The 26,283-nt window shown below is 71.3% G+C and carries 25 protein-coding genes; 12 read left to right on the forward strand and 13 right to left on the reverse strand.

Going from position 1 to position 26,283, the window contains the following annotated elements; all coding sequences use genetic code 11:
• Positions 1-110 precede the first annotated feature (110 nt).
• From OG381_RS14020 to OG381_RS14040, 5 genes are all read right to left on the reverse strand, one after another.
• On the reverse strand, positions 111-1,112 hold the full coding sequence (locus OG381_RS14020) for a TerC/Alx family metal homeostasis membrane protein (RefSeq protein WP_327716436.1): 1,002 nt from the start codon (positions 1,110-1,112) through the stop codon (positions 111-113).
• Positions 1,113-1,340: 228 nt separating this feature from the next.
• Positions 1,341-3,353: a TerD family protein gene (locus tag OG381_RS14025; protein WP_327716437.1), complete on the reverse strand. Its 2,013-nt coding sequence runs from the start codon at positions 3,351-3,353 to the stop codon at positions 1,341-1,343.
• A gap of 50 nt (positions 3,354-3,403) precedes the next feature.
• A complete protein-coding gene (locus OG381_RS14030) occupies positions 3,404-3,982 on the reverse strand; it encodes a TerD family protein (RefSeq protein ID WP_327716438.1) in 579 nt (192 codons plus the stop codon).
• A 164-nt stretch (positions 3,983-4,146) separates the two neighbouring features.
• Complete coding sequence (gene uvrB, locus OG381_RS14035; protein WP_327716439.1) at positions 4,147-6,276, reverse strand: excinuclease ABC subunit UvrB; 2,130 nt, start codon at positions 6,274-6,276, stop codon at positions 4,147-4,149.
• A 40-nt stretch (positions 6,277-6,316) separates the two neighbouring features.
• The gene (locus OG381_RS14040) at positions 6,317-7,186 is read right to left on the reverse strand and encodes an MHYT domain-containing protein (RefSeq protein ID WP_327716440.1); all 870 of its coding nucleotides are present in this window, start codon (positions 7,184-7,186) and stop codon (positions 6,317-6,319) included.
• A gap of 279 nt (positions 7,187-7,465) precedes the next feature.
• Between OG381_RS14040 and OG381_RS14045 the strand changes: the two genes are divergently transcribed.
• Together OG381_RS14045 and OG381_RS14050 are read left to right on the forward strand one after the other, a co-directional pair.
• Positions 7,466-8,338 carry a glycerophosphodiester phosphodiesterase gene (locus tag OG381_RS14045; RefSeq protein WP_327716441.1) on the forward strand — a complete coding sequence of 291 codons (873 nt, stop codon included), beginning with the start codon at positions 7,466-7,468 and terminating at the stop codon, positions 8,336-8,338.
• Between the two features lie 78 nt (positions 8,339-8,416).
• Positions 8,417-8,971: a methylated-DNA--[protein]-cysteine S-methyltransferase gene (locus OG381_RS14050; RefSeq protein WP_327716442.1), complete on the forward strand. Its 555-nt coding sequence runs from the start codon at positions 8,417-8,419 to the stop codon at positions 8,969-8,971.
• A gap of 41 nt (positions 8,972-9,012) precedes the next feature.
• On the opposite strand, the gene OG381_RS14055 is transcribed toward OG381_RS14050, so the two are convergent.
• Positions 9,013-9,441 carry a VOC family protein gene (locus OG381_RS14055; RefSeq protein ID WP_327716443.1) on the reverse strand — a complete coding sequence of 143 codons (429 nt, stop codon included), beginning with the start codon at positions 9,439-9,441 and terminating at the stop codon, positions 9,013-9,015.
• A 98-nt stretch (positions 9,442-9,539) separates the two neighbouring features.
• Between OG381_RS14055 and OG381_RS14060 the strand changes: the two genes are divergently transcribed.
• The gene (locus OG381_RS14060) at positions 9,540-10,448 is read left to right on the forward strand and encodes a pseudouridine-5'-phosphate glycosidase (protein WP_327716444.1); all 909 of its coding nucleotides are present in this window, start codon (positions 9,540-9,542) and stop codon (positions 10,446-10,448) included.
• Complete coding sequence (locus OG381_RS14065; protein WP_327716445.1) at positions 10,445-11,389, forward strand: carbohydrate kinase family protein; 945 nt, start codon at positions 10,445-10,447, stop codon at positions 11,387-11,389. The genes OG381_RS14060 and OG381_RS14065 overlap by 4 nt, the downstream gene beginning before the upstream one ends.
• A gap of 832 nt (positions 11,390-12,221) precedes the next feature.
• On the opposite strand, the gene OG381_RS14070 is transcribed toward OG381_RS14065, so the two are convergent.
• Positions 12,222-13,016: a methyltransferase domain-containing protein gene (locus OG381_RS14070; protein ID WP_327716446.1), complete on the reverse strand. Its 795-nt coding sequence runs from the start codon at positions 13,014-13,016 to the stop codon at positions 12,222-12,224.
• Positions 13,017-13,272: 256 nt separating this feature from the next.
• Here OG381_RS14070 and corA point away from each other — a divergent pair, with 256 nt between their 5' ends.
• Positions 13,273-14,400: a magnesium/cobalt transporter CorA gene (gene corA, locus OG381_RS14075; RefSeq protein ID WP_327716447.1), complete on the forward strand. Its 1,128-nt coding sequence runs from the start codon at positions 13,273-13,275 to the stop codon at positions 14,398-14,400.
• Between the two features lie 158 nt (positions 14,401-14,558).
• Here the strand turns inward: corA and OG381_RS14080 are convergent, their stop codons facing one another.
• The 4 genes from OG381_RS14080 to OG381_RS14095 all read right to left on the reverse strand — a co-directional run bounded on the left by OG381_RS14080 (position 14,559) and on the right by OG381_RS14095 (position 16,665).
• A complete protein-coding gene (locus tag OG381_RS14080; RefSeq protein WP_327716448.1) occupies positions 14,559-14,987 on the reverse strand; it encodes a CBS domain-containing protein in 429 nt (142 codons plus the stop codon).
• 114 nt (positions 14,988-15,101) lie between these two features.
• On the reverse strand, positions 15,102-15,515 hold the full coding sequence (locus OG381_RS14085) for a PPOX class F420-dependent oxidoreductase (protein ID WP_327716449.1): 414 nt from the start codon (positions 15,513-15,515) through the stop codon (positions 15,102-15,104).
• 94 nt (positions 15,516-15,609) lie between these two features.
• On the reverse strand, positions 15,610-16,251 hold the full coding sequence (locus OG381_RS14090; RefSeq protein WP_327716450.1) for a uridine kinase: 642 nt from the start codon (positions 16,249-16,251) through the stop codon (positions 15,610-15,612).
• A gap of 18 nt (positions 16,252-16,269) precedes the next feature.
• Positions 16,270-16,665: a winged helix-turn-helix transcriptional regulator gene (locus OG381_RS14095; protein ID WP_327716451.1), complete on the reverse strand. Its 396-nt coding sequence runs from the start codon at positions 16,663-16,665 to the stop codon at positions 16,270-16,272.
• A 99-nt stretch (positions 16,666-16,764) separates the two neighbouring features.
• Here OG381_RS14095 and OG381_RS14100 point away from each other — a divergent pair, with 99 nt between their 5' ends.
• The 4 genes from OG381_RS14100 to OG381_RS14115 all read left to right on the forward strand — a co-directional run bounded on the left by OG381_RS14100 (position 16,765) and on the right by OG381_RS14115 (position 20,578).
• Complete coding sequence (locus OG381_RS14100) at positions 16,765-17,454, forward strand: NAD(P)-dependent oxidoreductase (protein ID WP_327716452.1); 690 nt, start codon at positions 16,765-16,767, stop codon at positions 17,452-17,454.
• 56 nt (positions 17,455-17,510) lie between these two features.
• Entirely contained in the window at positions 17,511-18,206 is a 696-nt protein-coding gene (locus OG381_RS14105; RefSeq protein ID WP_327716453.1) for a DUF2293 domain-containing protein, read from the forward strand.
• 245 nt (positions 18,207-18,451) lie between these two features.
• A complete protein-coding gene (locus OG381_RS14110; RefSeq protein ID WP_327716454.1) occupies positions 18,452-18,931 on the forward strand; it encodes an anthrone oxygenase family protein in 480 nt (159 codons plus the stop codon).
• A gap of 159 nt (positions 18,932-19,090) precedes the next feature.
• Positions 19,091-20,578, forward strand: coding sequence for a glutamate synthase subunit beta (locus tag OG381_RS14115; protein ID WP_327716455.1), 1,488 nt, complete (start codon positions 19,091-19,093; stop codon positions 20,576-20,578).
• 497 nt (positions 20,579-21,075) lie between these two features.
• Here OG381_RS14115 and OG381_RS14120 read toward each other — a convergent pair whose 3' ends face one another.
• Together OG381_RS14120 and OG381_RS14125 are read right to left on the reverse strand one after the other, a co-directional pair.
• Complete coding sequence (locus tag OG381_RS14120) at positions 21,076-21,330, reverse strand: DUF397 domain-containing protein (RefSeq protein ID WP_266828603.1); 255 nt, start codon at positions 21,328-21,330, stop codon at positions 21,076-21,078.
• Positions 21,331-22,191: a helix-turn-helix domain-containing protein gene (locus OG381_RS14125; RefSeq protein WP_327716456.1), complete on the reverse strand. Its 861-nt coding sequence runs from the start codon at positions 22,189-22,191 to the stop codon at positions 21,331-21,333.
• A gap of 240 nt (positions 22,192-22,431) precedes the next feature.
• Between OG381_RS14125 and OG381_RS14130 the strand changes: the two genes are divergently transcribed.
• From OG381_RS14130 to OG381_RS14140, 3 genes are all read left to right on the forward strand, one after another.
• Positions 22,432-23,079, forward strand: a complete 648-nt coding sequence (locus OG381_RS14130) for an ATP-binding protein (RefSeq protein WP_327716457.1) — start codon at positions 22,432-22,434, stop codon at positions 23,077-23,079.
• A complete protein-coding gene (locus OG381_RS14135) occupies positions 23,070-23,510 on the forward strand; it encodes a hypothetical protein (protein ID WP_327716458.1) in 441 nt (146 codons plus the stop codon). The genes OG381_RS14130 and OG381_RS14135 overlap by 10 nt, the downstream gene beginning before the upstream one ends.
• Positions 23,511-24,349: 839 nt before the next feature.
• Positions 24,350-26,281, forward strand: coding sequence for an ABC transporter ATP-binding protein (locus OG381_RS14140; RefSeq protein WP_327716459.1), 1,932 nt, complete (start codon positions 24,350-24,352; stop codon positions 26,279-26,281).
• The last annotated feature ends 2 nt before the right edge of the window (positions 26,282-26,283 follow it).

Genomic DNA, 26,283 nt, shown 5'->3' on the forward strand with positions numbered 1-26,283 from the left:
TGGCGTCTCCGGGCGGGAGACGCTCCGCACACAACGGAAGCACCGGGAGCGGTGGGCGGCAATTGGCCGCGCGGCGCTCCCGGTGCTGGTTGTTCCTACGTCCGACGTGGTCAGACGTCGATGCTGTCCTTCGGAGCGCCATCGCTCTGCGCCTGCGCCGCCTCGGCCGCCGCCTGCTTCTTGGAGGCACGGAGACTGGTGAGCGTGGTGACGATCAGGACCCCGCAGATCACGCCGAGGGAGACCGGGATGGAGATCTCCGGGACGTGGACGCCGGACTCGTGCAGGGCGTGCAGCACCAGCTTGACGCCGATGAAGCCGAGGATGATCGACAGGCCGTAGCTGAGGTGGACCAGCTTCTTCAGCAGGCCGCCGATGAGGAAGTACAGCTGGCGCAGACCCATCAGGGCGAACGCGTTGGCGGTGAAGACGATGTACGGGTCCTGGGTCAGGCCGAAGATCGCGGGGATCGAGTCCAGGGCGAAGAGCACATCGGTGGTGCCGATCGCGAGCATGACGACCAGCATCGGGGTCATGACCCGCTTGCCGTTCTCCTCGATCCACAGCTTGGTGCCGTGGTACCGGTCGGCGACACCGAAGCGGCGCTCGGCGGCCTTGAGCAGCTTGTTCTCCTCGAACTCCTCTTCGTCCTCGTCGGCCCGGGCCTCCTGGATGAGCTTCCAGGCGGTCCAGATGAGGAAGGCACCGAAGATGTAGAACACCCACGCGAAGCTGGCGAGGATCGCGGCGCCCGCGGCGATGAAGATGGCCCTCAGCACCAGGGCTATGAGGACGCCGACGAGCAGGACCCGCTGCTGGTACTGCGACGGGACCGCGAACTTCGCCATGATCAGGACGAAGACGAAGAGGTTGTCGACGCTCAGGGACTTCTCGGTGATGAAGCCCGCGAAGAACTCTCCGCCGGCCTGGCCACCGCCGAAGACGAGCAGGCCGAGGCCGAAGAGGCCGGCCAGGGCGATCCAGACGACGGTCCAGATTCCGGCTTCCTTGATGGACACGTCGTGCGGCTTGCGGCCGATGAAGAAGTCGACCGCGATGAGGGCCGCGAGGCCCACGATCGTCAGGACCCACAGGGTCACGGAAACATCCATTGCTGCGCCTCCGGCATTACGTAACGGCAAATAACCAGCGTCGTCGCGCTGCCGGAGGTCTCTTCCACCCAAGGTGGGCCGACGCCCCGGGATCGGATCCGATCCGTATTGACGGGTACGCCGCATCGACAGGGAGTACTCCCCTCCGTGAGGAAAACGGTACCCCAATCACCAAGGAAAGGTAAAGCGGTTAGCAAAAGAAAGGTCAAAGTCCCTGGTCAGGAGACTTTACGTGTACTTGGTACGAGCCGCCGCCACCAGTTGGAGCACCTGCTGGAGCACCTGGCTGCCCGCCGGCACGAGCGAGGGCTCGTACGTCCAGGCATGCCCCACCCACGGGTCGGCGAGATGGTCGTCGGGAACCGGCGTGAGTCGCATCAGCGAACGCCACAGCGGGTCGAGCAGCGGACCGTACCCGGAGGCCTCCTCGCGGTCCGCGACCATCATCAGATGGACACCGACCGCCGGGCCCTCGTCGGCGAGGTAGCGCAGCTGGGTCACGGCGCGGTCGTCGAAGCCGTGCGGGAAGTCGTTGACGATCAGGAGCTGCTCGGCGGTGTCGAAACCGGGCGGAAGCGCGTCGGGCGCGCCGCCGCGCACCGCCATCTGCACCAGGTCGACCCGTTGGGTGAGCCGGGCCAGCACGTCCGCCACACCCGCCGCGCCGACGGCGGGCGGGGCCGCGAGCACGCCGCTCTGCACCAGCGGCACCAGCGCCTGTCCGCCCGAGCCCGCCGGGTCGATGACGTGCACGGTGAACTCGCGCGCGGGATAGACGGCGAGCAGCCGCGCCGCGACCGCCACCGCGGTGTCCATGGCCAGACGCTTCACTTCGTGGGAGTCGGTGTACGAGCCGTCGATCGTGCCGGCCCGTCCGCTGTCGATCCACAGTCCGCGCTCCAGCGGCAGCCTGACCAGCATCGGGATGCTCACCTGCGGGGCCTCGGGAAGGTGGAGATCGCCCAGGCGCAGGGCCATGGGGATCTCCATCGGCACCCGGTAGCCGTGCCAGACGGGGTTGTCCCAGCGGGCGTACGCCGGCGGCAGTGCGGGTTCCACGACATCGGCCTCGGCGGCGAGCTGGGCGAGGTCGCGGTCCAGGACCGCCTGGGCCTGGTCGACGAGCTGGGCGTGCTTGGCGCGGGCCGCCTCGCGCGCCGCGTCGCCCTGGCCCCCGATCCGGCTGCGCGGGTCGGACAGGACCTGGTCGAGCTCCTTCTCCCTGCGCGACTCGGCGAAGTCGACGGCGCTGCGGTACGCGGCCATGCTGCGGGCCAGGTCCTCGAACATGCCCCACACCTGGTTGTAGAGCCGCTCGTCCATGGACCAGCCGGTCGCGTCCCCCGCGACGGGCTGCTGCGGCTGCCCGGGCTGAGCCGGGGGCGCGGTCGGCGGGGGCGGCGGCGGTGCGGTGGTCTGCCGGCTCGGGTGGCTGTAGTCGACCGGGCCGCCCGCGGTGGGCGTGGACGGCTGGGTGGCCGCGGAGGGGTCCGTGGAGCCCTGCTGGGCGCCCTGCGCGCCGTAGGGCGAGGTGGGCCGGTCGGGCCCCTGGGCGCCGTAGGGCGAGGTCGGAGGCTGCACGGCGCCCTGAGATGCCGTACTCCCCTGGTCCGGGCCGGGTGCCGGGGCGGCCGTCTGCCGGGTGCGGTCGCCGTCGGCGGTGCGCGGCGGGGCCGGTACGGAGCGGGCCAGGCCCTGGACCACGGCCTCGTTGATGCTGCCGGCGAGTGTGTGGGCCTCCGGCATGCCCTGGTCCGCCAGGAGTTCGGCGAGGCCGCCGGCGTATCCCTGGCCGACGGCGCGCACCTTCCAGGCGCCCTGGCGGCGGTAGAGCTCCAGGGCGACGACGGCGGACTCCGCCTCCAGGCCGGTGATGGTGTAGCTGGCGACCTCGCTGCCGTCGAGGCCGGTGACCGCGACGAAGGGAGCGGCCAGGCCGCCGAAGCGGACCGGGCCCGCCACTCCCGTGGGCAGGGCGAGCAGCACACTGATCCGGTGCACCGCCTCCGGCATGGCGCCGAGGTCCACCGCGAGGCGGTGGTCGGCGGCTGCCTGCCGCGAGACCTCCAGGCCCGGCAGGGTGGGTGTGCCCGGGTGGGCCACCCACTCCGCGCCGTGGACCTTGCCGTGCTCGTCGCTCAACGCGGCTCCGGCCACGATCGGCTTGTCGGCCGAGACCCGGATCTCGAGACGGGCCTGGGAGAGCGGGTGGTTCTGCCCCCGCACCAGCTCGGCCGTCATGCCTTCGTCCCCCTGTGTCGCTGTTCGGTGTCGGGTACCGCTCGCGCGGCTTACAGGTGCGGCAGGATCGTCGGCATCAGGTCCTGGAAGGTACGGCCGTTGGCCGGGGTACCCAGGGCCGTCATCGTCCAGCCGGGGCCGGTGCGGTGCACCTTCGCCATGATCTGGGCCGTGTAGGCGCCACCGCCCGCGAGCGTGTAGCGGGCCAGCTCCTGGCCGTTGGTCTCGTCGACCAGGCGGCAGAACGCGTTCTGCACCTCCTGGAAGGTCTGGCCCGTGAAGGAGTTCACGGTGAAGACGATCTGGTCGATGTGGACCGGGATGCGCGCCAGGTCGACGAGGATCGCCTCGTCGTCGCCACCCTGGCCGACACCGCCGACGAGGTTGTCGCCGGTGTGGCGCACCGAGCCGTCGTCGCTCACCAGGTGGCGGAAGAAGACGACGTCGACCGGCTGCTTGTCCGCGAACAGGACAGCGGAGGCGTCGAGGTCGATCTCCCGGGTGCGCGAGCCGAACAGGCCGCGACGGGGAGCCGCCTGCCAGCCGAGACCCATGCGCACCGAAGTCAGGCTGCCGCCATCGTTCTTCTGCAGACTGATGGCCTGACCCTTGGTCATGTTGACGGTCACGCGCTGATTCCCCTCTCGAACTGTCCCCTGTTACCGCGGGCTCCGCGGTTGACCAGAACCCTACGCAGTGGCACTGACAGTGCCGCTACCCAGGTCCGCACTTTGTGTCGGTCTTGCAACACAGCGCGTTCGCGGCGGGGGCGGGAGAGGGAGCGGGGCGCCCGTCAGGCCAGGCCGGCCTCCCTCATCTGACGCAGTTCCTTCTTCATCTCGGAGACCTCGTCGCGCAGCCGGGCCGCGATCTCGAACTGGAGGTCGGCGGCGGCGGCGCGCATGCGCTCGGTCATCTCCTCGATCTGCCCCGCGAGCTCGGCAGCGGGCCGGTCGGTGGGCACGGTCTCCTTGGCCTTGCCCTTGGCGACCTTGGCCGCCTTGCCGCCGAGAGAGGGCACGGGGGCCTTGGCGGCCTTGCCGTCCTTCTGCTTGCGGTACCCGGAGCCGAGCAGCTGCTCGGTGTCGATGTCCTCGCGAGCGATCTGCGCCACGATGTCGTTGATCTTCTTGCGGAGCGGCTGGGGGTCGATGCCGTGCGCCGTGTTGTACGCGACCTGCTTCTCCCGGCGCCGGTTGGTCTCGTCGATGGCCTTCGCCATCGCCGGGGTGATCTTGTCGGCGTACATGTGGACCTGACCGGAGACATTGCGCGCCGCGCGGCCGATGGTCTGGATCAGGGAGGTGCCGGAGCGCAGGAAGCCCTCCTTGTCGGCGTCGAGGATGGCCACCAGGGACACCTCGGGAAGGTCGAGGCCCTCGCGCAGGAGGTTGATGCCGACCAGGACGTCGTACTCGCCGGAGCGCAGCTCCCGCAGCAGTTCGACGCGGCGCAGGGTGTCGACGTCGCTGTGCAGGTAGCGGACCTGGATGCCGAGCTCCAGGAAGTAGTCGGTGAGGTCCTCGGACATCTTCTTGGTGAGCGTGGTGACCAGGACACGCTCGTCCTTCTCGGTGCGCTTGCGAATCTCGTGCACCAGGTCGTCGATCTGGCCCTCGGTGGGCTTGACCACGACCTCCGGGTCGATGAGGCCCGTCGGGCGGATGATCTGCTCGACGACGCCGTCCCCGCGGGAGAGCTCGTAGTTGCCCGGTGTCGCGGACAGGTAGACGGTCTGTCCGATCCGCTCCTGGAACTCCTCCCACTTCAGGGGGCGGTTGTCGAGGGCGGAGGGCAGCCGGAAGCCGTGGTCGACGAGGGTGCGCTTGCGGGACGCGTCGCCCTCGTACATGGCGCCGATCTGCGGGACCGTGACATGCGACTCGTCGATGACGAGCAGGAAGTCGTCCGGGAAGTAGTCCAGCAGGGTGTTCGGCGGGGAGCCGGGCTCGCGGCCGTCGAAGTGCATCGAGTAGTTCTCGACGCCGGAGCAGGAGCCGATCTGGCGGAGCATCTCGAGGTCGTACGTCGTTCGCATCCGCAGACGCTGGGCCTCCAGGAGCTTGCCCTGCTTCTCCAGCTCGGTGAGGCGCTCGCCCAGCTCCTTCTCGATGTCGTTGGCGGCCCGCTCCAGACGCTCGGGGCCGGCGACGTAGTGGGAGGCCGGGAAGACGTACAGGTGTTGGTCGTCGCTGATGATCTCGCCGGTGAGCGGGTGGAGGGTGGACAGGGCCTCGATCTCGTCACCGAACATCTCGATGCGGACGGCGAGTTCCTCGTACACCGGGAAGATCTCGATGGTGTCGCCGCGGACGCGGAAGGTGCCGCGGCTGAAGGCCAGGTCGTTGCGCGTGTACTGGATGTCCACGAAGCGGCGCAGCAGCTGGTCGCGGTCGATCTCGTCGCCGACCCTGAGGGGGACCATGCGGTCCACGTACTCCTGCGGGGTGCCGAGGCCGTAGATGCAGGAGACCGAGGCGACCACGATGACGTCACGGCGGGTGAGCAGCGAGTTGGTCGCGGAGTGGCGCAGGCGCTCGACCTCCTCGTTGATCGAGGAGTCCTTCTCGATGTAGGTGTCCGACTGCGGGACGTAGGCCTCGGGCTGGTAGTAGTCGTAGTACGAGACGAAGTACTCGACCGCGTTGTTCGGCAACAGCTCCCGGAACTCGTTCGCCAGCTGGGCGGCCAGGGTCTTGTTCGGGGCCATCACCAGGGTGGGCCGCTGGAGCTTCTCGATCATCCACGCGGTGGTGGCGGACTTGCCGGTGCCGGTCGCACCGAGGAGGACCACGTCCTTCTCACCGGCCTCGATGCGCTTGGCCAGGTCGGCGATGGCCGCCGGCTGGTCACCGCTGGGCTGGTAGGGACTGACGACCTCGAAAGGCGCCACCGTACGTTCGATGTGGGAAACGGGCCGCATGGAGTCCACCGTACGACCCCCCACTGACAACGCGGTCCGATCAGCGGTTCTGCGGGGTGCGGGAGCTGCGGTGGCCAACGCCTCGGCGGGGGCGGATCGCGGCACCGCGCGGGGGGTGCGGGGTGTCGGCGTGGGCCGGGATACCGGGTTTGTTCTCGGTGGGGGTCCACTCGGGTTTGCCCATGACCATCAGCGGGTCGAACATCACGACGACGCCGGCTATCAGCAGAAAGGCCAGCGGGCCGACCATCATGGGCGCGAGCAGCTCGGCGGGCGAGTCGCCCGAGGAGGGAGTGCCGCCGGCGCCGTGCAGGTGGACGCTGAGGGCCGCCATGCCGGTGTAGTGCATGCCGCTGACGGCGAGCCCCATGACGAGACTCGCGCCGACACTCCACAGGAAGCCTCTGACCTGGCCGGCCGCCCACAGGGCCGCGGTGGCGGCGCACATGGCTATGACGACGGAGGCGGCCACGGTGAGCGTGTTGTATTCCAGCTTTCCGTTGAACCGCATTCCGGCCATGCCGAGATAGTGCATGGAGGCGACCCCGAGGCCGGTGATGGTGCCGCCGGTGAACAGGGCCGTTCCGCTCGCGCCCCGGTAGCCGACTATGAAGATCCCGACGCCCACCATGACGATGGCGACGCCCAGACTCGCGAAGGTCGTCGGCTTGTCGTAGTGGATAGGCGCGCCCTTGACCGTGAAGCCCATCATGGCGACGAAGTGCATGGTCCAGATGCCGGAACCGATGGCCGCGGATCCGAGGGCCAGCCAGCCGGGTCTCCAGGAGTTCGAGACGAGCATGGACCGGGTGGTGCAGCGCAGACCGAGGGCACCTCCCAGGCAAGCCATGAGGTAGGCCACCAGCGGTGTGACGAGTCCGTAGCTGAATCCGTCGACCGTGCCTTGCATGCGCGGTGTCCTTCCCGCCCTCTTACGTCCCCGAATGTGCTGAAATACGCCCCCTCCCAGGACCGCCCGAGCGGTCAGGGCCGAGGCAGAGAGTATGACTCCCACCGGAATGGTCGAACGATTTTCCGGCAAAGAAACACGTCCCTGCCGCAGTTGTGCGGCACCAGTGAGCGGAGTTGGGCAGCCCCATTCAATCTGTGGCCATTCTGTACCCCCCTGCTGTTGACCCTCTGCTGTCACAGTTGAGCTGTCCGTGATCGCTCGCCGCAAGGAGTCAGCATGCACGCGCGCTCAGTTGCCGCCACGACCTCCGCGCTCCTGGGGACTGCCACTCTCCTGCTCCCCGCCTCCGACGTCCGCGCCGTCGAGGTCGGCGAACCGCCGACGGTCATCGCCCACCGGGGCGCGTCCGCCTACGCCCCCGAGAACACCCTGGCCGCTATCGACAAGGCAGCCGGGCTGGGCATCCGCTGGGTCGAGAACGACGTCCAGCGCACCCGGGACGGCCAGCTCGTCGTCGTCCACGACGACAACCTGCGGCGCACCACCGACGTCGAGGAGGTCTTCCCCGACCGGGCGCCCTGGAAGGTGAAGGACTTCACGGCGGCCGAGATCGCGCGCCTCGACGCGGGAAGCTGGTTCGGCCCCGCCTACGCGGGCGCGCGCGTGCCGACCCTGGAGCAGTACGTGCGCCGCGTCGACCGCAACCACCAGAAACTGCTGCTGGAGATCAAGAACCCCGAGCTCTACCCGGGCATCGAGCAGCAGACCCTCAAGGTCCTCGCCAACGAGAGCTGGCTCGACCGGCCGCACCGGTCCAAGCTGATCGTGCAGAGCTTCAGCGCGGACGCCGTGCGCACCGTCCACAAGCTGAAGCCCGACGTCAGGACCGGTCTGCTCGGCACGCCGAACGTGGCGGACCTGCCCGGTTACGCGCAGTTCACCGACCAGATCAACCCGTCGCACAGCACCATCTCCACCGGGTACGTCTCCGCCGTCCAGGCGTTCACGGGGCCGCACGGCAAGCCGCTGGAGGTCTTCACCTGGACCGTGAACGACGCCGCCACCGCGAGGCGGGTCGCGAGGTACGGCGTCGACGGCATCATCACGAACACGCCGGATGTGGTGCGGGACGCGGTGGGAGCGCCCTGAGAGCCGCCCCGCCCGGGGAGCCGCCGTCCCCCGGCCGCAACCCGGGCGTTGTCAGTGGCGGGTCGTACGGTGGGTCGCATGAACAGCCATGGGCAGTCCGAGCAGCAGGTCGTGTGGGCCGTGGTGGGCACCGACATCGGTCCGCTGCTGCTGGCCGCGACCCGCGAGGGTCTGGTCAACGTCGTGTTCCACGCCACCGAGGCGGTGCGCGAGCGCGCGCTCGACCGGCTGGCGTCCCGGCTGGGCACCGAGCCCGTGGAAGCACCCGGCTCCCCGCTGCTGGCGGAGCCGATACGCCAGGTGGAGGCGTACTTCGCGGGGGCGCGGCACGACTTCGAGCTGCCGCTGGACTGGTCGCTGATCTCCGGCTTCAACCGTGAGGTGCTGCGCGAGCTGGCGTCCGGGGTGCCGTTCGGCAGTGTCGTGGGATACGGGGACCTGGCCGGACGGGTCGGCCAGCCGGGGGCGGCCCAGGCCGTGGGGGCGGCGATGGGCGCCAATCCGCTGCCGGTGGTCGTGCCCTGCCACCGGGTCGTCGAGCGCGACGGCGGCATCGGCGGTTTCGGGGGCGGTCTGGAGACCAAGCGGAAGCTGCTCGCCCTGGAAGGGGTACTTCCGGAACCGCTGTTCTGAACCACTGTTCTGAGGGGGCGATGAGGACGCACCGCGCCCCGCTACTCGTAGTGGCGGGCCTCGAAGACGTTCCCGTCGGGGTCGCGGAAGTAGAAGCTGCGGCGGGCCATGCCACGGGCGCCGAAGGAGTCGTGGGAGAAGTCCGAGACGGGGACCGACCGTTCCTCCAGGCGGACGCGGAGTGCCTGGAAGTCGTCGCCGGGCAGGGCCAGACAGACGTGGTTGACGGGATGGCCCGAGCTCTCGGTGGCGCCGGGGAGCATCGTCATGCGTTCCGTCATGGTGAGCGGCATCAGGTCGAAGATGGTCTCGTCATTGAGTCGTACGGAGGGGAAGGACACCGCTCCCGCGGCGTAGTCGGTGATCCTCAGTGGTTCCATACCGACCGCCTTCTCGTAGAAGTCGGCCGACGCCACCGGGTCGTGCACCCAGAGGACGACATGGTCGAGACGTATGGCGTTGTCCGTCATGTCCCCAGGCTGATGTCCTCCCCCACAGCCCGCAAGGGTTTGGCCGGGTGCGCCGCCCGCCAGAGATCAGGGAGGACCCATCGACAGGAGGCAGGCGCGTGGTGCTGGTGTTGTCGGAGGAAGTGCGCGAGGCGGTCGACGCGCGTCGACCCGTGGTGGCCCTCGAGTCCACGATCATCGCCCACGGGTTGCCGCGGCCGCGGAACCTGCAGGTGGCGCTGGAGCTGGAGGACGTCGTACGGCAGGAGGGTGCCGTACCCGCGACGATCGCGGTGCTGGACGGAAGGCCCCATGTCGGCCTGGACAAGCAGCAGTTGGAGCGGGTGGCCAACGAGGACGGGATCCGCAAGCTGGGCCATCGTGACCTGCCCCTCGCGGTGGCCGCCGGGGCCAGCGGGGCGACCACGGTGTCGGCGACGGCACAGCTGGCGGCGCTGGCGGGTGTGCGGGTGTTCGCGACCGGCGGGCTCGGCGGGGTGCACCGGGAGTGGACGGTGACGCAGGACGAGTCGGCGGACCTGGGGCTGCTGGCGCGCACGCGGATCACGGTGGTCTGCGCGGGCGTGAAGTCGATCCTCGACGTGCCGGCGACCCTGCAGCGCCTGGAGACCCTGGGCGTGGCGGTGGCCGGGTACGGCACGGACCGCTTCCCCGGCTTCTACCTGTCCGATTCGGGACATCCGGTGGACTGGACGCTGGACTCCCCGCAGCAGGTGGCGGAGGTGATGCGGGCTCAGGACGTCCTGGACGGACCCGGGTCGGCGCTGATCCTCGCCAACCCGGTCCCCGAGGCGGAGCAGTTGGACCCCGAGCTCCACGCGCGCGTGCTCGCGGACGCGTTGCGGGACGCCGAGGAGGCGGGGGTCACCGGTCAAGGGGTCACGCCGTTCCTCCTCTCCTACCTCGTACAGCACACCGACGGCGCCTCCCTGAGCGCCAATCTGGCGGCGGTGCGGGGCAACGTCCGGCTGGCGGGGCGGATCGCGGCGGCCTGGGCCGGGGCGTGACGGTCGCGGCGGACGGCTCCGGGGCCGAACCGGTGCCGGGTGGTGCGCTGTTGGTCGTCGGTGATGTCGTCACCGACATCGTGGCCCGACATCGGGGGCCACTCGCGCCGAGCACCGACACGGCCGCGGCGATCCGGACGCTGCCGGGCGGCGCGGGGGCCAACGTGGCCTGCTGGGCTGCCCGTCGGGGCGGCGTCGAGGTACGGCTGCTCGGGCGGGTGGGCGCGGACGCGGCCGCATGGCACGAGCGGGAGCTGGTGGCCGCCGGGGTACGACCCCGACTCGTCGTCGATACGCAGGCGCCGACCGGGACGGTGATCTGCCTCGTCGACACGGGCGCCGCGGCCGAGCGGACGTTCCTCACGGACAGCGGTGCGGCCCTGCGGTTCGAGCCGGACGACTGGTCGGACGCGCTGCTCGACGGGGTGGCCCGCCTGCATCTGTCGGGCTATCTGCTGTTCTCGGAGCCGAGCCGCGCGCTGGTGGAAGTGGCCCTGTCCGCCGCACGCGCGCGTGGTGTGCCGGTGAGCCTGGACCCGGCGTCGACGGGGTTCCTCGTGGAACTCGGCGTCGACCGTTTCCTGGCGCTGGTGGAGGGGATCGACGTCCTGCTGCCCAGCCGTGACGAGGCGCGGCTCCTGACGGGGCTGCCCGACCCGGCGGACGCGGCGGCCAAGCTGAGCCGTCACGTCCCGCTGGTGGTCGCCAAACAGGGAGCGGACGGTGCGCTGGTGGCCCGCTCGGGTCAGGTGCTCGCCCAGGTATCGGCCGTACCGGCGACACCCAGGGACACCACGGGCGCGGGCGACGCGTTCACGGGCGCGTTCCTCGCCGCTCTCCTCACGGGCGCCGAGCCCGAGGAGGCGGCGCGGGAGGGGTGCCGGGCGGGGGCGATAGCGGTCGAGCGGCTGGGCGGCAGACCGCCAACCGTGACCGACTGACGTCGGCCGGCGGGGCGGCGGCTCGTGCGGAGCGGACCGCCGATCCCTCAGGGCGGCGGGGGGTGGCCGGTGGTGAACCGGCGCCGTGGGCCGCTTCACGCCGGCTCCCCGACCAGAGCGGACCATCGACCCCTCATGGCGCCGGGAAGGTGGCCGGTGGTGGATCGGCGCCGTGGGCCGCTTCACGCCGGCTCCCCGACCAGAGCGGACCATCGACCCCTCATGGTGCTGGGGCGGTGGCCCTTGGTGGGTCGGCGCCGTGGGGCGCTTCGCACCGGCTCGCGGACCAGAGCGGACAGCCGATCCCTTCGGGGCGCCGGGCGGTGGCCCGTCACGGACCGGCGCCGTAGGCCGCTTCACGCCGGCTCCCGGACCCGAGCGGACCGCCGACCCCTTCAGGGCACCGGGCGGTAGCCCGTCACGGACCGGCGCCGTAGGCCGCTTCACGCCGGCTCCCCGACCAGAGCGGACCGCCGATCCCTTCAGGGCACCGGGCGGTGGCCCGTCACGGACCGGCGCCGTAGGCCGCTTCACGCCGGCTCCCGGACCCGAGCGGACCGCCGATCCCTTCAGGGCACCGGGCGGTGGCCCGTGGTGGGCCGGCGTCGTGGGCACCTTCGCGTCGGCTCCCCGACCAGATCGGCGCCGCCCGCTGCCCGGCTCCCGGACGGACCCGAGCGGTGCCGCCCTCCACTGCCCGTCACTCGCCCCTGTCGGCGCCCGACCCGCCGCTGCCTGTCGCCGACCGTTTCCGAGCGCCGTCAGCCGAAAGGGCCGCGGCTCCCGGCTCCCGGCTTCCGGCCCCTCCCGCAACGCCGATTCCCGCCTCGCCCTACGCCTTGCGACCCCACGCCGAGATCATCGGCGCCGTGGCCAGGTCCATGCCGCCCGCCGCGACGTTTGCCAGGTGCTGGTCGATGTCGTCGTCCGTGGCGAGGCCCGCGGTGACGAGTTGGTCGCGGATCTGGCGGATCGTGGCGGACTCCAGGGCCGCGCAGGCGGGTGAGCTGAGCGGGAAGTACGCGTCGGCCTCCACGCGGTGCAGGCCCGCCTCGCGGAGCAGGCGCGGCAGGCGGCGGCCGTAGGAGAGGTCGGCGCCGCGGTCGGCGAGCAGTCGGCGGAAGCCCTGGCGCAGACGGTTCGCCAACTGCTCGGCGGGGCCGTGGTCGTCGGGGCAGGTCAGGGGCTGGAGTGCGGGGTCGGCGTCCTCGATCAGGAGGCGGCCGCCGGGCCGCAGGGACTCTGCCATCGAGCGCAACGCCCGTTCCCGGTCGGGCACATGGACGAGGACGAGCCGGGCGTGGACGAGGTCGAAGCCCTCCCCCGGCGCCTGCTCCGTGCCCACGTCGTGGACCCGGACCTCGACCGGCGGGCGGGCGGCCGGGGCGAGCTGCGAGGTGTCGATGTCGGTCGCGACGACCCGTCCGGTCGGGCCGACCTTCTTGGCCAGCCAGGACACCACGGACGTGCCGCCCGCGCCGACCTCCCAGCAGCGCCAACCGGGTCCGATGCCGAACGACTCGAGGTGGCGGAACGTCGTGGGGTCGAAGAGGGCGGCGAAGGCGGCGAAGCGCTCTGCGGCCTCGGCCTGTTGGTTGTCGAGGAGATACCCGTCGGTTCGCATCATGTCGCGATCATCCCATTTGCCTGTCGTGTCCCTGCGGGTCGACGCTCCGGCGCCCCGCCGCCACCGTACGACGGCGCACGCCGGAACCAACGGCCCCCGCCCCACCGTCACAGCGGCCGAAGCCCGTCATCCACAGGCGGGAACAAAGCGGAACATCCTGCTCCCACAGGCTTGCACGCCTTTCACCCCGAGCTGGCAGACTGGCCGGCCAGGGCGCAGAGATGCGGTGAGCGGGGATCCACGCTAGGAGATCCAGATGTCCATGGCAGGGAATCTGCGGAAGGTCACGAGCCTCAGCGGGGTCGGCGGCCTCCGCAAGGTGGCGCGGCTGGCGCGGCGGCGCCGACGCGTCGACCTGAGCCACCCGGCCCGATCCCCTCTGGGTTCCTCCGTGGTGAACTGCGTGACGTACCGGGACGGCGGACGCGTCCAGGGCGGCAGCGATCTGGTCGACGCCGTGGAGCTGGTGCGCAAGCACGGCGACGGTTTCGTCTGGCTCGGTCTCCACGAACCGACGGACCAGGAGTTCGCGGGCATCGCGGAACTCTTCGAACTCCATCCGCTGGCGGTCGAGGACGCGATCGAGGCACATCAGCGGCCGAAACTGGAGCGGTACGACGACGTGCTGTTCGCGGTGTTCAAGACGGTCTGCTACGTCGAGCACGAGGAACTCACGGCGACGAGCGAGGTGGTGAACACCGGCGAGATCATGGTGTTCGTCGGCGAGGACTTCGTGATCACGGTCCGCCACGGCATGCACGGCTCGCTGGGCCCGCTGCGCGAGGAGCTGGAGGCCGACCCGCAACAGCTCGCCAAGGGCCCCGCCGCGGTGCTGCACGCGATCGCGGACCATGTGGTCGACGACTATCTGCACGTCACCGACCTGGTGCAGGCCGACCTCGACCAGGTGGAGTCGGACGTCTTCTCCGAGAACGGCGCACGGCTCGACCCGGGGCGCATCTACCAGCTCAAGCGCGAACTCCTGGAGCTGAAGCGGGCCGTGGTCCCGCTGACCCGGCCCATCGAGGAGCTCTCCACCCGGCCGATACGGGCGGTCGCCCCGGAGATACAGGCCTACTTCCGCGATGTGTCCGACCACCTGCTGCGCGCCAAGGACCAGATCGCCGCCTTCGACGAACTGCTCAACTCGATCCTTCAGGCACACCTCGCCCAGGTCTCGGTCGCGCAGAACGAGGACATGCGGAAGATCACGTCCTGGGCCGCGATCGTCGCCGTGCCGACGATGGTCTGCGGGGTGTACGGCATGAACTTCGAGCACATGCCGGAACTGCGCTGGGCGTTCGGCTATCCCCTGGTCCTCGGCGTGATAGCCGTCGCGTGTCTGACGCTGTACCGCGGCTTCCGGCGCAACGGCTGGCTCTGAAGCCGAGGAAGAAGCGGGGGCGGAGAAGGGACCGGGGGCGGGCGAGAGGAAGCCGGGGTGGACGGGGCGGACTCCGTCCGTCGGGGGCGGGCGCACTATCACCCACCCCCGACCGCACCCACCCCCAACCGCGCCCACCCCCGACCGCGTCACGCGGATCAGTGCATCGGGCTCTTCGCGTAGACGCTCTCCGCCCAGGTGTGGATCTGGTCCTCCGTCAGGTGCTGGGCCAGGTCGGCCTCGCTGATCATGCCGACCAGGCGCTTGTTCTCGATGACGGGGAGCCGGCGGATCTGGTGGTCCTGCATCTCGCGGAGCACATCGCCGACGTCGGCGCCCGCCTCGATCCAGCGCGGGGTGCCCTGGGCCATCTCACCGGCCGTGACCTTGGCCGGGTCGTGTCCCACGGCCACACAGCCGATGACGATGTCGCGGTCGGTGAGGATGCCGCAGAGCCGTTCGTTCTCGTCGCTGATGGGCAGGGCTCCGACGTTGAGCTCACGCATCAGCTGGGCGGCGCGGTCCAGGGTCTCGTGGGCGGGGATCCACTGGGCGCCGCGGTGCATGATGTCTCCGGCGGTGGTCATGAAGTACCTCCCGGTGCCGGGCGGCCGGCGCGGCGCGGGGCGCACCGCTGGTCCCGGCGCCCTACATTCTCGCCGCGCCGCCGGGACCCCGCACCCGGAAGCCGGGGGAGCCGCTCAGGCCGAGAATCCGACGATCTTCCGCGGCAGGATGCGGATGATCACGCGGGCCTCGTCCTCGTTCTCGGCGGGCGGGTCGATGCCGAGGTATTTGTGCGAGAGGTCGTGCGGGAGCTGCTTGTCCGGGTCCGGGAGGATCTCGGCGGTGCCGCGGATCTCGACCGAGGTGTAGGGGTTGGCGAGGTCGTAGACCGAGACGCTGATCCGGGGGTCGCGGCGGAGGTTGCGGACCTTCTGCCGGTGGTCGACGGAGGAGAAGAGGACGGTGTCGCCCTCGCGTTTGATCCAGACGACCGAGTTCTGCGGGGAGCCGTCGGGGCCGAGGGTGGCGACGCTGGCGAAGTTCTTGCCGTCGAGGAGGGCGCGGACGGAGTCGTCGAAAGAGAGGTGATCGCTCAGAGAGGTCGTCATGGCACCCACCCTAGTTAGATGCACGCGCATACAAAAGGGGTTGAGTGGATCTCCTCTGGAGAACGGCCGGAAGTGCCGGGTCAACCGCCCCGGATCAACCGCCCCATGCCGGGTGCCGGGGGTCGTCGGCCCTCACCAGGACGTCGGCGGTGCCGGCGGGGTCGGTCTCGTCCGCGTAGCGCTCGAAGGCCTCCAGGGTCCACTGGTCGGCTTCGGGGGTGCGGCGGCGCAGGGCGGCCGGGGAGAGGAGGACGTGGACGGACAGATCGAAGGGGAACCAGTGCCGCAGCAGGAGGGGACCGTGCATCAGCAGGACACCGCCGGGCGGAAGCCGGACATAGGGGCTGCGGGTGGCGCGGTCGGTGTCGGGGTCCCACAGGTCGGGCAGGACGCGGCCGTCGCCGCCCGGTTCGAGGGGGCCGAAGACCTCGCGCCACAGGGCACCGGTGTCGACCCAGCCGTCGTAGTAGGCCTCCACGTCCTGGCGGCCGTACTCCAGGCGGAGCGAGGCGGGACGCAGAAAGCCCTGGGTACCGACGACGAGCGAAGGGCGGCCGCGTATCCGCAGCGCCTCGGAGACGCGCTCGGCGAGATCCTGCGGGCGGGCCGCGGGAGCGCCGTCGAAGGCGACACGCGGCCAGGGACTGTCGTCGGCCGGCTTCAGGTCGAGCAGACGGTCGGCCAGCACGTCGCCGAGCCGCTCCCAGGTGATCGCTTCGAGTCGCACACGGCCCATGATGCGTCAGCCGACGGGTCAGGACGCGTCCCGCTCATGGAGCCGGCGGGCGGCGAGCAGCTGCGGGAGGTGGGTCTCGCTCCAGGCGCGGGCGGCGTCGAGCAGCGGGACCAGGGTGCGGCCGAGAGGAGTGAGGGCGTATTCGACGCGGGGTGGGTTCTCTTCGTACGCGGTGCGGGTGAGGAGGCCGTCGCGTTCCATCGCGCGCAGGGTCTCGGCGAGGACCTTGGGGGTGACGGCCCTGAGCGGGACCCGGAGTTCGTTGAAGCGGCGCGGGCCCCCTTCGAGACAGCGGATGACCATACCGGTCCACTTCTCCCCGACCCGGAAGGGCATCACGGAGGAAGGGCAGACAGGGGAGAACATGTCGGGGTCCAGCGGAACCGAGGGGATGCCGTCCGGGGAGTCGGTCATCGGTCGAGGTTAGCGCCGATACCGTTGAAGTAACCGGCCCCTGCGCCTCTAGCGTCCAGGTCAGGCACCGAACCGCGGTGCGTGGCAAGGAGGTTGGGCATGAGTGGGATCGTCGTCTTCGGAGCGGGCGGACGGGCGGGGCGGGCCGTCACGGCCGAAGCCCGGCGGCGTGGGTTGGAGGTGACGGCCGTGGTGCGGGATCCGGCGCGGTACCCGGAACTCGGGGCGGACGGTGTCACCGTGGTCCGGGGCGATGTGACGGATCCCGGTTCGGTCGGTTCCGTGGCGGGCGGGCACCTGGCCGCCGTGCACGCGGTGTCGCCGTTCAGCGGGCCGGAGCAGGGCTTCGACGCGCTCGACCCGGACTTCTTCGTGAAGGCGGCGGACGCGCTGCTCGGCGGGCTCACCGCGGCGGGGGTACGGAGGCTGGTCGCCGTGGGGCTGTTCGCGGATCTGCTCGGGGCGGACGGGCGGCCGGTGATGGACGACCCCGCGGTGTTCCCGCCGGAGATCCGGCCGTTCGCGCTGGCGCACACGGCGGGGCTGAACCGGCTGCGGGCGCAGGGGGACGGCGGCCTGGTCGACTGGGTGATGCTCACACCGGGAGGAGGACTGGAGGAGAGCGCTCCGCGCACCGGGCGCTATGTGCTCGGCGGGGAGCGGACGCCCGTGGGGACGCGTGTCCTGTCGTACGCGGACCTCGCGGTGGCGGTGGTCGACGAGATCGAGCGGCCCACGGCCCATCGGACGCGGGTGTCGGTGCTCGACGCCGAGCAGGACGGCGCGTAGGAGGCCGAGGAGGACAAGGCCGTGGTTCACGGCCCGCTCGCGGGAATGAACCCGGTATGTCTCGCCTCGCGACTCCCCCGCGCCGCACCGGGCTGCTCGTCGTCCAGCCGCTCAGACGGAAGCAGTGCGCCGAGTGCCGGGGCGGTCCGTTGTCGCTGCTGGTGCTGGAGGAGGGGGCGCCGCGGTGTCTGGACTGCGCCGATCTCGGGCATCTGGTGTTCCTGCCGCGCGGCGACACCGCGTTGACGCGCAGGGCGCGGGAGGAGAGCGCGCTGTCGGCGGTGGTCGTCCGGTTCAACCGGCGCAAGGCGAGATACGAGCGGCAGGGCGTGCTCGTGGAGGAGGAGGCGCTCACCCGGGCGGAGATGCGGTGCCTCGCGGACGCCGAGGCGCGGCGGCGGCGCCGGTCGCGGGACGCGCGGCGACGGGCGGCGGAGGACGTGCGGTTCACGGACACCTTCGCGGCGGAGATACGGCGGCTGTTTCCCGGCTGCCCGGCGGAGCGGGCGCAGGGGATCGCGGCGCACGCCTCGGTGCGGGGCAGCGGGCGGGTGGGGCGGAGTGCGGCGGGACGGGCGTTGTCGGAGGGGGCGGTGTTCTCGGCGGTCGTGGCGTCCGTACGGCATCTGGACACGCCCTACGACCAGTTACTGATGAGCGGAGTGCCGCGGCACGAGGCGCGCAGGCGGATCGCGGCGGCCGTGGAGAGGGTGCTGGGCGGATGGCGGGCGACGGAGGCCGAGGCCGGTTGAGGGCGAGACCGCGGTCGTACGGCACCGCCGGACTGTGCCGCCGTGCCGCCGTGCCCGGGAGGGGACCGGCGATTCGGAGGACGGCGACGGGGGAAGGCTCTCCTCTTTGGACGCCTTTGGAGGTCTTTGGACGCTCGCACATGCCCCCGCGGTCTTCAGCCATGGTGACCCTTCCCGTAGGGGAATTCACTTGTGGTGACGGTTGGCGCCGGGCAGGATCTCGGCTCGATGCGGGAGTTGACGACATGATCGAGGGACCGTACTTCGCACTGACGGTGCTGGGTGTGCTCGGCACCGGTCTGGTGGCCGGGGTCTTCTGCGCCTTCTCGACCTTCGTGATGAAGGGGCTCGCCGAGCTGCCGCCGGCGCAGGGCGTCGCCGCGATGAAGGCGATCAACGTGACCGCGCTGCGGCCCCCGTTCATGCTCGTGTTCGCCGGGTCGGCGGTGCTGTGCGCGGTGATCGCGGTGGTGACGTTCGTGCTGTGGCCGGAGGAGGGGACGGTGGAGCTGCTGCTGGGCAGCGCGCTGTATCTGTTCGGCTCGTTCGGGGTGACGATGGTCGCGAACGTGCCGCGCAACGACACGTTGATGAAGCTGGACGCGGGGACGGCCGAAGCGGCCGCGTACTGGCCGGAGTACGTGCGCGAGTGGACGGTCTGGAACCACGTCCGCATGGCCGCCGCGGGCGCCGCGGCACTGGCGTACGTGTTGGCCCTCACGTAGCGGCGCGGGCACGGGGAAAGCCCCGCGGGACCGCTCGAAAGCGCTGTCCCCTCACCCTGGCCTCCCCCCCCTGCGCGAGTGGCCGACGGGACGTATCGTGGCCGAAAGGGTGCCGCCGATGACGCACGGCCCGTCGATGCCCACGCAAGGAACACGGCCATGGCCGATCCCAAGGGATTCATGACCACCCCCCGCCAGGAGTGGCCCCGCCGGCCCGTCGAGGAACGGGTCGGGGACTGGGACGAGGTGTACGTCCCCGGGGCGTTGCTTCCCATCATCAACAAGCAGGCGGACCGCTGCATGGACTGCGGCATCCCCTTCTGCCACGACGCGTGTCCGCTGGGCAATCTGATCCCCGAGTGGAACGACCTGGTCAGCCGGGACGACTGGCGGCAGGCCGCCGACCGGCTGCACGCCACGAACAACTTCCCCGAGTTCACCGGCCGGTTGTGCCCGGCGCCCTGCGAGGCAGGGTGTGTGCTCGCCATCAACCAGCCCGCGGTCACCATCAAGAACGTCGAGGTCGCGATCGCCGACCAGGCCTGGGAGCTGGGGTTCGCACCACCGCGACCGCCGGACCGGCTCTCCGGGCGCACGGTCGCGGTGATCGGGTCGGGGCCGACCGGACTCGCGGCGGCACAGCAGCTGACCCGGGCGGGGCACACGGTCGCGGTGTTCGAGAAGGACGACCGTCTCGGCGGGCTGATGCGGTACGGCATCCCCGCGTTCAAGATGGAGAAGCACCATCTTGAGCGGCGGATCGAGCAGATGCGGGCCGAGGGCACGAAGTTCCGTACGTCGACGGCGATCGGGCGGGACATCGGGGCGGCGGAGCTGCGGTCCCGGTACGACGCGGTGGTGATCGCGACCGGGGCCACGGCGTGGCGTGAACTGTCCGTACCCGGGCGGGAGTTGGCGGGCATCCATCAGGCGATGGAGTACCTGCCGCTGGCCAACCGGGTGTGCGAGGGGGACTTGGAGCGCTCCCCGATCTCCGCCGCCGGGAAGCATGTCGTCATCGTCGGCGGTGGTGACACGGGGGCCGACTGCCTGGGGACGGCGGTGCGTGAAGGGGCCGCGTCCGTCAGCCAGTTGGACATCTACGCCCAGCCGGGCGCCGAGCGCGACGAGGACGCCGAGCCCTGGCCGACGTATCCGAAGATCTACCGGCTGTCGGCCGCCCACGAGGAGGCCGGCGATCTCAGGACCGCGCCGGCGGCCCACGCGGACGCACGGCTGTTCGCGGCGTCCACGCTCCGCTTCACCGGCGACGCGGACGGGCAGGTGCGGTCGCTGCATCTGGTCGAGGTCGACGCCGAGCGGCGGCCGGTGGCGGGCACCGGGCGGACGCTCCCCGCCGACCTCGTCCTGCTCGCCCTCGGCTTCTCCGGGCCGGACCGGGAGGACGGGCTCGTCGATCAGCTGGGGCTGGCGATGGAGCCGCGCGGCACGATCACCCGGGACGCCGACTTCGCGACGAGTGCTCCCGGAGTGTTCGCCGCGGGAGACGCCGCCCGGGGGCAGTCGCTCATCGTGTGGGCGATCGCTGAGGGGCGGGCGGTGGCGGCGGCGGTCGACCGCCATCTGACGGGCACGTCGCGGCTGCCGGCGCCGATCGGGCCGTACGACCGGCCGATGACGGTGTAGCCGGGCCGAGCCGCGGACGGCGACGGCGGGCGCCACGGCCCGCCGGCCCCTCCCTCGTTCCGCTGGAGGAGGTGCGGCGTACTGCCTGCGAAGGAGCGCGCACCGGGCGCTCTCCTCCGGTGCTCACAATTTCTCTCCGTACGGATGACGACGCTCGACGAACGTCACGGAGAAGGCGCACGCGACGGGGACAAACCTCGGAGCGACGTGGCGCTGGGCCTGGTCGACGCCCCCTGCCCCGGCCACCGTCCCGCTCGACCGGCCCGGCGAGGAGTCGTCGGCCGCGGCGGTCCGGCGCCATCTCGCGGTCGGACCGCCGTCGATCGAGCAGATCCATTACGGGCTGAACCTCAGCCGAAAAGAGGCGGCACAGCCGCCGCTGCCGGTGGTGGCGGTCAGCCGCCCGGTGGACGCGCCCCAGCGCATCGCGTCCTGGTTCCCATGTGCCGGTGTCGAGCTCAACCATTGCTTAAACAGGCCTACTTCACAGCAACACCTCACGACAGCAGGAAGTCCGCCTCCCCCGCCTTGGCGCCCTCGATGAAGGCCGTCATCTCGTCGCTGGTGTAGATCAGCGCCGGGCCGTCCGGGTCCGTCGACTGACGGACGGCGATCCGCCCGTCGGCCAGCTTCATCGCCTCCAGGCAGTTGCCGCCGTTGCCGCCGCTCCAGGGCTTGTGCCAGCCCTCGCTGCCCAACTCCCGCGCGGGCATGCCGTTGTAAACCGGTATGCGCGGCTTGATGCGATCCATTCACAGCTCCTTGCGGAGATCCCGGAGGATCTCCTTCGTGCGATGTGCCGTAGCGGCCTGCGCCGCCATGCGGTCCATGACCTCGAGATGGGTCGCCACCTCGGGACGCGCGTCGAGATAGACGGCGCCGGTCAGGTACTCGCTGTAGACCATGTCCGGAAGCTCCGGCACGGCGAATCGGAACAGCACGAAGGGCCCGTACGTGCCGGGGTGCGGCCCGTTGGCGAACGGCGCGACCTGCAGGGTCACGTTGGGCAGCTTCGTGGCCTCGAGCAGTTTGTCGATCTGGGCACGCATCACCTCCGGGCCGCCGACAGGGCGGCGCAGCGCGGTCTCGTCCACCACGGCCCAGAACCGCGGTGCGTCGGGACGGGTGAGCAGTTCCTGGCGTTGTACTCGCAGTGCGACATGCCGTTCGATGTCGTCCGGGCTGGTCTGGCCGATGGCGCCCGACTTCAGGACACCACGGGCGTAGTCCTCGGTCTGCAGCAGTCCGGGCAGAAAGTGCGGGTCGTAGGACCGGATGAGGCCGGCGGCGCCCTCGAGGCTGACGTACATCGAGAACCAGCCGGGCAGGATGTCGTGGAACCGCTGCCACCAACCGGGTTTGTTGGCCTCCTCGGCCAGCTCCACGAAGGCGTCGGCCTCCTCCTCGGAGACGCCGTAGGACTTCAGGAGCAGCTGGAGGTACGGGATCTTGAGGCCGACCTCGGCCATCTCCATCCGGCGGACCGTGGCGGGGGCGACGCGCAGGACGCGGGCGGCCTCCTCACGCTTGAGACCGGCGCGTTCGCGCAGGTCCAGCAGGCGTCGGCCGAGGACGACCTGGCCGACCGTCGGCGCGGACCGCGGCTCGCTCACCCTCCACCTCCCGGACGTCCCTGAAGGTCCGAAGACCCGTAAAAACCTACGCAAAAGAATCCTGGCAGCCGGACGGCGCCATTCGAAGATCTATTCGAAGACCTGGTCGGATCTCCGGTGATCTCAACTGGCGCCGCTCGACATGCTGTTGCGAGCAGTGTGCCACGGCCTTCCAGACCGTCACACAGCACTCTGCAATTTTCAGAGTGACACTTGCCAAGTGTTCACGGCGGGGCGATAGTGGCAAGCGTGATTCCGTCCGCGCCCTTAGGAACAGACGCCGCCGCAGGCCCCCACAGCCTCGGCGCTGCTCCGGGAGCAACCCCTGGTGGGTCTGCTGCCGAGCGCCGGTTCCGGTTTGAGCTGGCCGCCCATCCGGGTTCTCCCGCCCAGGCCAGACGGCTGACGCGGGCCCGGCTGAACGGCTGGTCGGTCTGCGAGGACATCTGCGATTCGGCGGCCCTGGTGGTCACCGAGCTGGTCACCAACGCGATCGTGCACACGGCGAGCAGCCACATAGTGTGCGAGCTCCACGACGGCGACGAGCTGGTGCGAATAGCCGTGCGTGACGAAGGCTGCGCGCCGGGTGAGGTTCATCCGTCCGTGGCGCAGCGGGGCGAGGAGGAGCACGGGAGGGGACTCCTTCTCGTCGACGCCCTCTGTCACGCCTGGGGAGCCCATGAACACGGCCCCGGTCTGCTGGTCTGGGCGGAGCTCCCGCGCAAGGCCGACGCCCCGCGCCACGACTGCGGCCCCTGCAACGACCTGGGCTGGGGAGCGCGCCCCAAGCCCGGACCCGCCGACGGCTCGGGCGGCGAGCACGACGACGCGGACGCGCGACACGACGGAACGGCGCGGCATCACGGGACGGGGGGTCCATGGCTGTGAGGCCCGCGACCGGCGGCAAGGTACTGACCCTGGACACGCTGGTCCGCCTCCGACGCGGCCTGCACACCCCGGCCGCACCCCGCCGCCTCCCGGTCCCCGACGGGATGACCACCCCCCTGGGCTGCGACGCGGTGGCGATACCCGCCCGCTTCGGTCCGCTGCTCATGCCCCGGCTGCCCCGTGCGGGGTGCGTCTACGCCGATGACACGCACTGGTGGTGGCTCGTCCCGTCGGACTCCGACTACGCCCTGGAGTGGCCCGCTCCGGCCCAGTACGCCACCGGCGCGATCGTTCCGGACGCGCCGGTGGCCCCCGACCTCATCCACCGCCCCGACGGCAAGCTTCCCTACACGCCGCCGATCCCGCTCTATCTGGCACTGTGCCGGGTCACGGGAACCACACCGACCTGGTCACGCCCGATCAGCGCGTAGGTCTCCGACGGTCGACCGGAGGGCTGAGAGGCCGTCTCCCGCGAGGCAGGCAAAACCGGGAATCACCGCAGGCGTCTGGCGGGCCGGCCGTGAGGCAGCGCGATCGCGCAGCAGGGCGCGGCTGACGGGAGACATCCGAGGCAGGCCGGCCGGGGATCGCCAAGCGCCGGCGGCGGGCCGGGCCCCGAGGCAGGACGACCGCGCAGCGGGGCACGGACTGCGGGAGTTTCCGAGACAGGCCAGCCGGGCACCGCTTCAGACCTCCGGCGGGTCGGCCGTGAGGCAGCGCGATCGCGCAGCAGGGCGCCGCCTGACGGGAGTCCACGAGACAGGCCGGCCGGGGATCGCCGCAGCCTCCGGGTAGGCCGTGAGGCAGGACGACCGCGCAGCGGGCCGCAGACCGCGGAAGTCTCCGAGACAGGCCGGCCCGGGGACCACCGCAGGCCCCCGTCGGGCCGGCCGCGAGGCAGGACGGCCGCGCAGTGGGCACGGAATGCGGGAGTCATCCGAGACAGGTCAGCCGGGGATCGCCGTACGCCTTCGGCAGGGCCGCCGCGAGGCAGGACCATCGCGCAGCGGGCCGCAGCCTCCGAGACAGGCCGCCGTACGCCTCCGGGAGCCCCGCCACGGGGCGCAGACCGCGGGAGTCTCCTAGGCCAGGCGGGACCGGGATCGTCGTACGCCTCCGGCGGGGCCCCGAGTTAGGTGTTCGGGGCGCAGGCCCCGCCAAGGGGCCTGCGCCCCGCGGCGTACGCCCGCGCGTCTCCGTAGCTCCGTCTGCGCCCTGCCCCCGGCATCCCCCTCCCGCGATAGTGGCCCACGAGCGGGGGAGGTCGACGGTGGGGAAGAAGCGGGACGTCACGGAGCCCGAGCTGTCCGAGTCGGAGCGGCTGCTCTTCGGTGGGCCCCTGCGGTACGACACGGGGTGGAACAGTCACTCCGAGGCCCGGTTGCAGCTGAGCTTCCGGGCCATGGTGCGCCAGCTGCCGGCGCTGCTCGCGCTCAGTTTCCGGCTGGCCTGGCAGGCGGACCGCAAGGCCGCGCGGATCGTGCTCGGCGCCGAGGCGGGCCGGGGTCTGTCGCAGGCGGTGAGTCTGCTGGCCGTGAACAGCGTGCTGGGCAGGCTGATGGGCGGCGGATCGATCGAGGAGCGGCTGCACGGTGCCGTGCCCGCCCTCGTCGCCATGGCCTGCGTCATGCTGGTCGCCGCGCTGCTGCGGGCCGCGTCCACGTACGCCACGGGCCGCCTCGAACCGAAGGTCGAGCGCGTGGCCACCGAGCGGTATCTGGAGCGGGCCGCGGCCGTGGAGCTGGCCGCCATCGAGGACCACGCCTTCCACAAGCTGCTGGACACCGCCCAGTACGGCGCCACCTCCGCCCGCCGCATGATCGCCTACGCCACCCGGGTCATGAACGCGGCGATCTCCCTGATCGCGGCCGCCGGTGTCCTGACCGTCCTGCACCCCGCCCTGCTCCCGCTGCTGGTGACCATGACGCTGCCCAGCGCCTGGAGCGCCCTGACCGTCGCGCGCCGCCGGTACGAGTCCTTCCACACCTGGGTGCAGCACGCCCGCGCCGGGCACCTCCTCAGCGGGCTGCTCACCGAACCGGAGTCCGCGCCGGAGATCCGTCTGCACGGCGTCGGACCCTTCCTGCTCCACCACTACCGCGCGATGTCGGAGGTCGCGGAGGCGGAACAGGCCCGCCTGGCCCGGCTCGCGGCCCGCACGGGACTCATCGCCGCGTCCTGGACCGGGATCGCGACGGTGGCGACGTACGCGACACTCGGCGGTCTGCTGCTCGCCGGCGCCATGGCACTGTCCGTCGCGGGCACGGCCGTGATCGCGATCCGCTCCGGCTCCTCCAGCCTCGACAGTCTCGTCCTGGAGCTGAACCAGCTCCACCAGGAGGCCCTGTTCGTGGGCGATCTGCAGCGGCTGTACGTCGAGGCGGAGAAGCGGGCGATCCCGGTCGGCGGGCGGGAGCTGCCCGAGGATCCCCGGGAGATCCGCTTCGAGAACGTCACGTTCAGCTATCCGGGTGAGTCCACCCGGCCCGCCCTCGACGACATCACCCTGGCTCTCCCCCTCGGCCGGATCGTCGCGCTCGTCGGCGAGAACGGCTCCGGCAAGACGACCCTCGTGAAGCTGCTCTCCGGTCTCTACACACCCGACCGGGGCCGGATCCTGTGGGACGGCGTGGACGCGGCCGGTGCGGACCGGCGGCTGCTCGCCGAGCGGATCGCGATGGTGGCGCAGGACTTCAAGAGGTGGCCGTTCACGGCCAGGGTCAATGTGGCGGTGGGCCGCTCGGCCGCGCCCCTGACGGAGGAGCGGCTGGCCGACGCGGTCGCCGAGGCCGGGGCCCAGGACGTGGTGGCCGATCTGCCGCGCGGCCTGGACACACTGCTGGCCCGCCACTTCAGCGGTGGGCACGAGCTGTCGGGCGGGCAGTGGCAGCGTCTCGGTATCGCCCGGGCCGCGTACCGGCGCGGCCGCATCCTGATCGTGGACGAGCCGACGGCGGCCCTGGACGCCCGGGCCGAGCTGGAGGTCTTCGAGAAGATCCGCGCCCTGGCGGGCACGGGACAGACGGTGGTCCTGATCACCCACCGGCTGGCGTCCGTGCGCCACGCGGACCTGGTGCACGTCCTGGAGCAGGGCCGGCTCGTGGAGTCCGGCACACCGGAGGAGCTGCTGGCCACGGGCGGGGTCTACGCGGAGCTGTACTCGCTCCAGGCGGACCAGTTCACCGCGCCGAAGGCGAGCTGACG

Source organism: Streptomyces sp. NBC_00490 (assembly GCF_036013645.1).
GTDB lineage: Bacteria > Actinomycetota > Actinomycetes > Streptomycetales > Streptomycetaceae > Streptomyces > Streptomyces canus_F.

Coding starts and splice junctions, on each gene's coding strand:
- OG381_RS14080 (WP_327716448.1), bottom strand. CDS start 14,987: ATGACCACCGCCGGAGACATCATGCACCGCGGCGCCCAGTGGATCCCC.
- uvrB (WP_327716439.1), bottom strand. CDS start 6,276: ATGCGGCCCGTTTCCCACATCGAACGTACGGTGGCGCCTTTCGAGGTC.
- OG381_RS14025 (WP_327716437.1), bottom strand. CDS start 3,353: ATGACGGCCGAGCTGGTGCGGGGGCAGAACCACCCGCTCTCCCAGGCC.
- OG381_RS14105 (WP_327716453.1), top strand. CDS start 17,511: ATGTCTCGCCTCGCGACTCCCCCGCGCCGCACCGGGCTGCTCGTCGTC.
- OG381_RS14120 (WP_266828603.1), bottom strand. CDS start 21,330: ATGGATCGCATCAAGCCGCGCATACCGGTTTACAACGGCATGCCCGCG.
- OG381_RS14115 (WP_327716455.1), top strand. CDS start 19,091: ATGGCCGATCCCAAGGGATTCATGACCACCCCCCGCCAGGAGTGGCCC.
- OG381_RS14020 (WP_327716436.1), bottom strand. CDS start 1,112: ATGGATGTTTCCGTGACCCTGTGGGTCCTGACGATCGTGGGCCTCGCG.
- OG381_RS14045 (WP_327716441.1), top strand. CDS start 7,466: ATGCACGCGCGCTCAGTTGCCGCCACGACCTCCGCGCTCCTGGGGACT.
- OG381_RS14055 (WP_327716443.1), bottom strand. CDS start 9,441: ATGACGGACAACGCCATACGTCTCGACCATGTCGTCCTCTGGGTGCAC.
- corA (WP_327716447.1), top strand. CDS start 13,273: ATGTCCATGGCAGGGAATCTGCGGAAGGTCACGAGCCTCAGCGGGGTC.
- OG381_RS14050 (WP_327716442.1), top strand. CDS start 8,417: ATGAACAGCCATGGGCAGTCCGAGCAGCAGGTCGTGTGGGCCGTGGTG.
- OG381_RS14110 (WP_327716454.1), top strand. CDS start 18,452: ATGATCGAGGGACCGTACTTCGCACTGACGGTGCTGGGTGTGCTCGGC.
- OG381_RS14095 (WP_327716451.1), bottom strand. CDS start 16,665: ATGACCGACTCCCCGGACGGCATCCCCTCGGTTCCGCTGGACCCCGAC.
- OG381_RS14040 (WP_327716440.1), bottom strand. CDS start 7,186: ATGCAAGGCACGGTCGACGGATTCAGCTACGGACTCGTCACACCGCTG.
- OG381_RS14135 (WP_327716458.1), top strand. CDS start 23,070: ATGGCTGTGAGGCCCGCGACCGGCGGCAAGGTACTGACCCTGGACACG.
- OG381_RS14085 (WP_327716449.1), bottom strand. CDS start 15,515: ATGACGACCTCTCTGAGCGATCACCTCTCTTTCGACGACTCCGTCCGC.
- OG381_RS14100 (WP_327716452.1), top strand. CDS start 16,765: ATGAGTGGGATCGTCGTCTTCGGAGCGGGCGGACGGGCGGGGCGGGCC.
- OG381_RS14090 (WP_327716450.1), bottom strand. CDS start 16,251: ATGGGCCGTGTGCGACTCGAAGCGATCACCTGGGAGCGGCTCGGCGAC.
- OG381_RS14070 (WP_327716446.1), bottom strand. CDS start 13,016: ATGATGCGAACCGACGGGTATCTCCTCGACAACCAACAGGCCGAGGCC.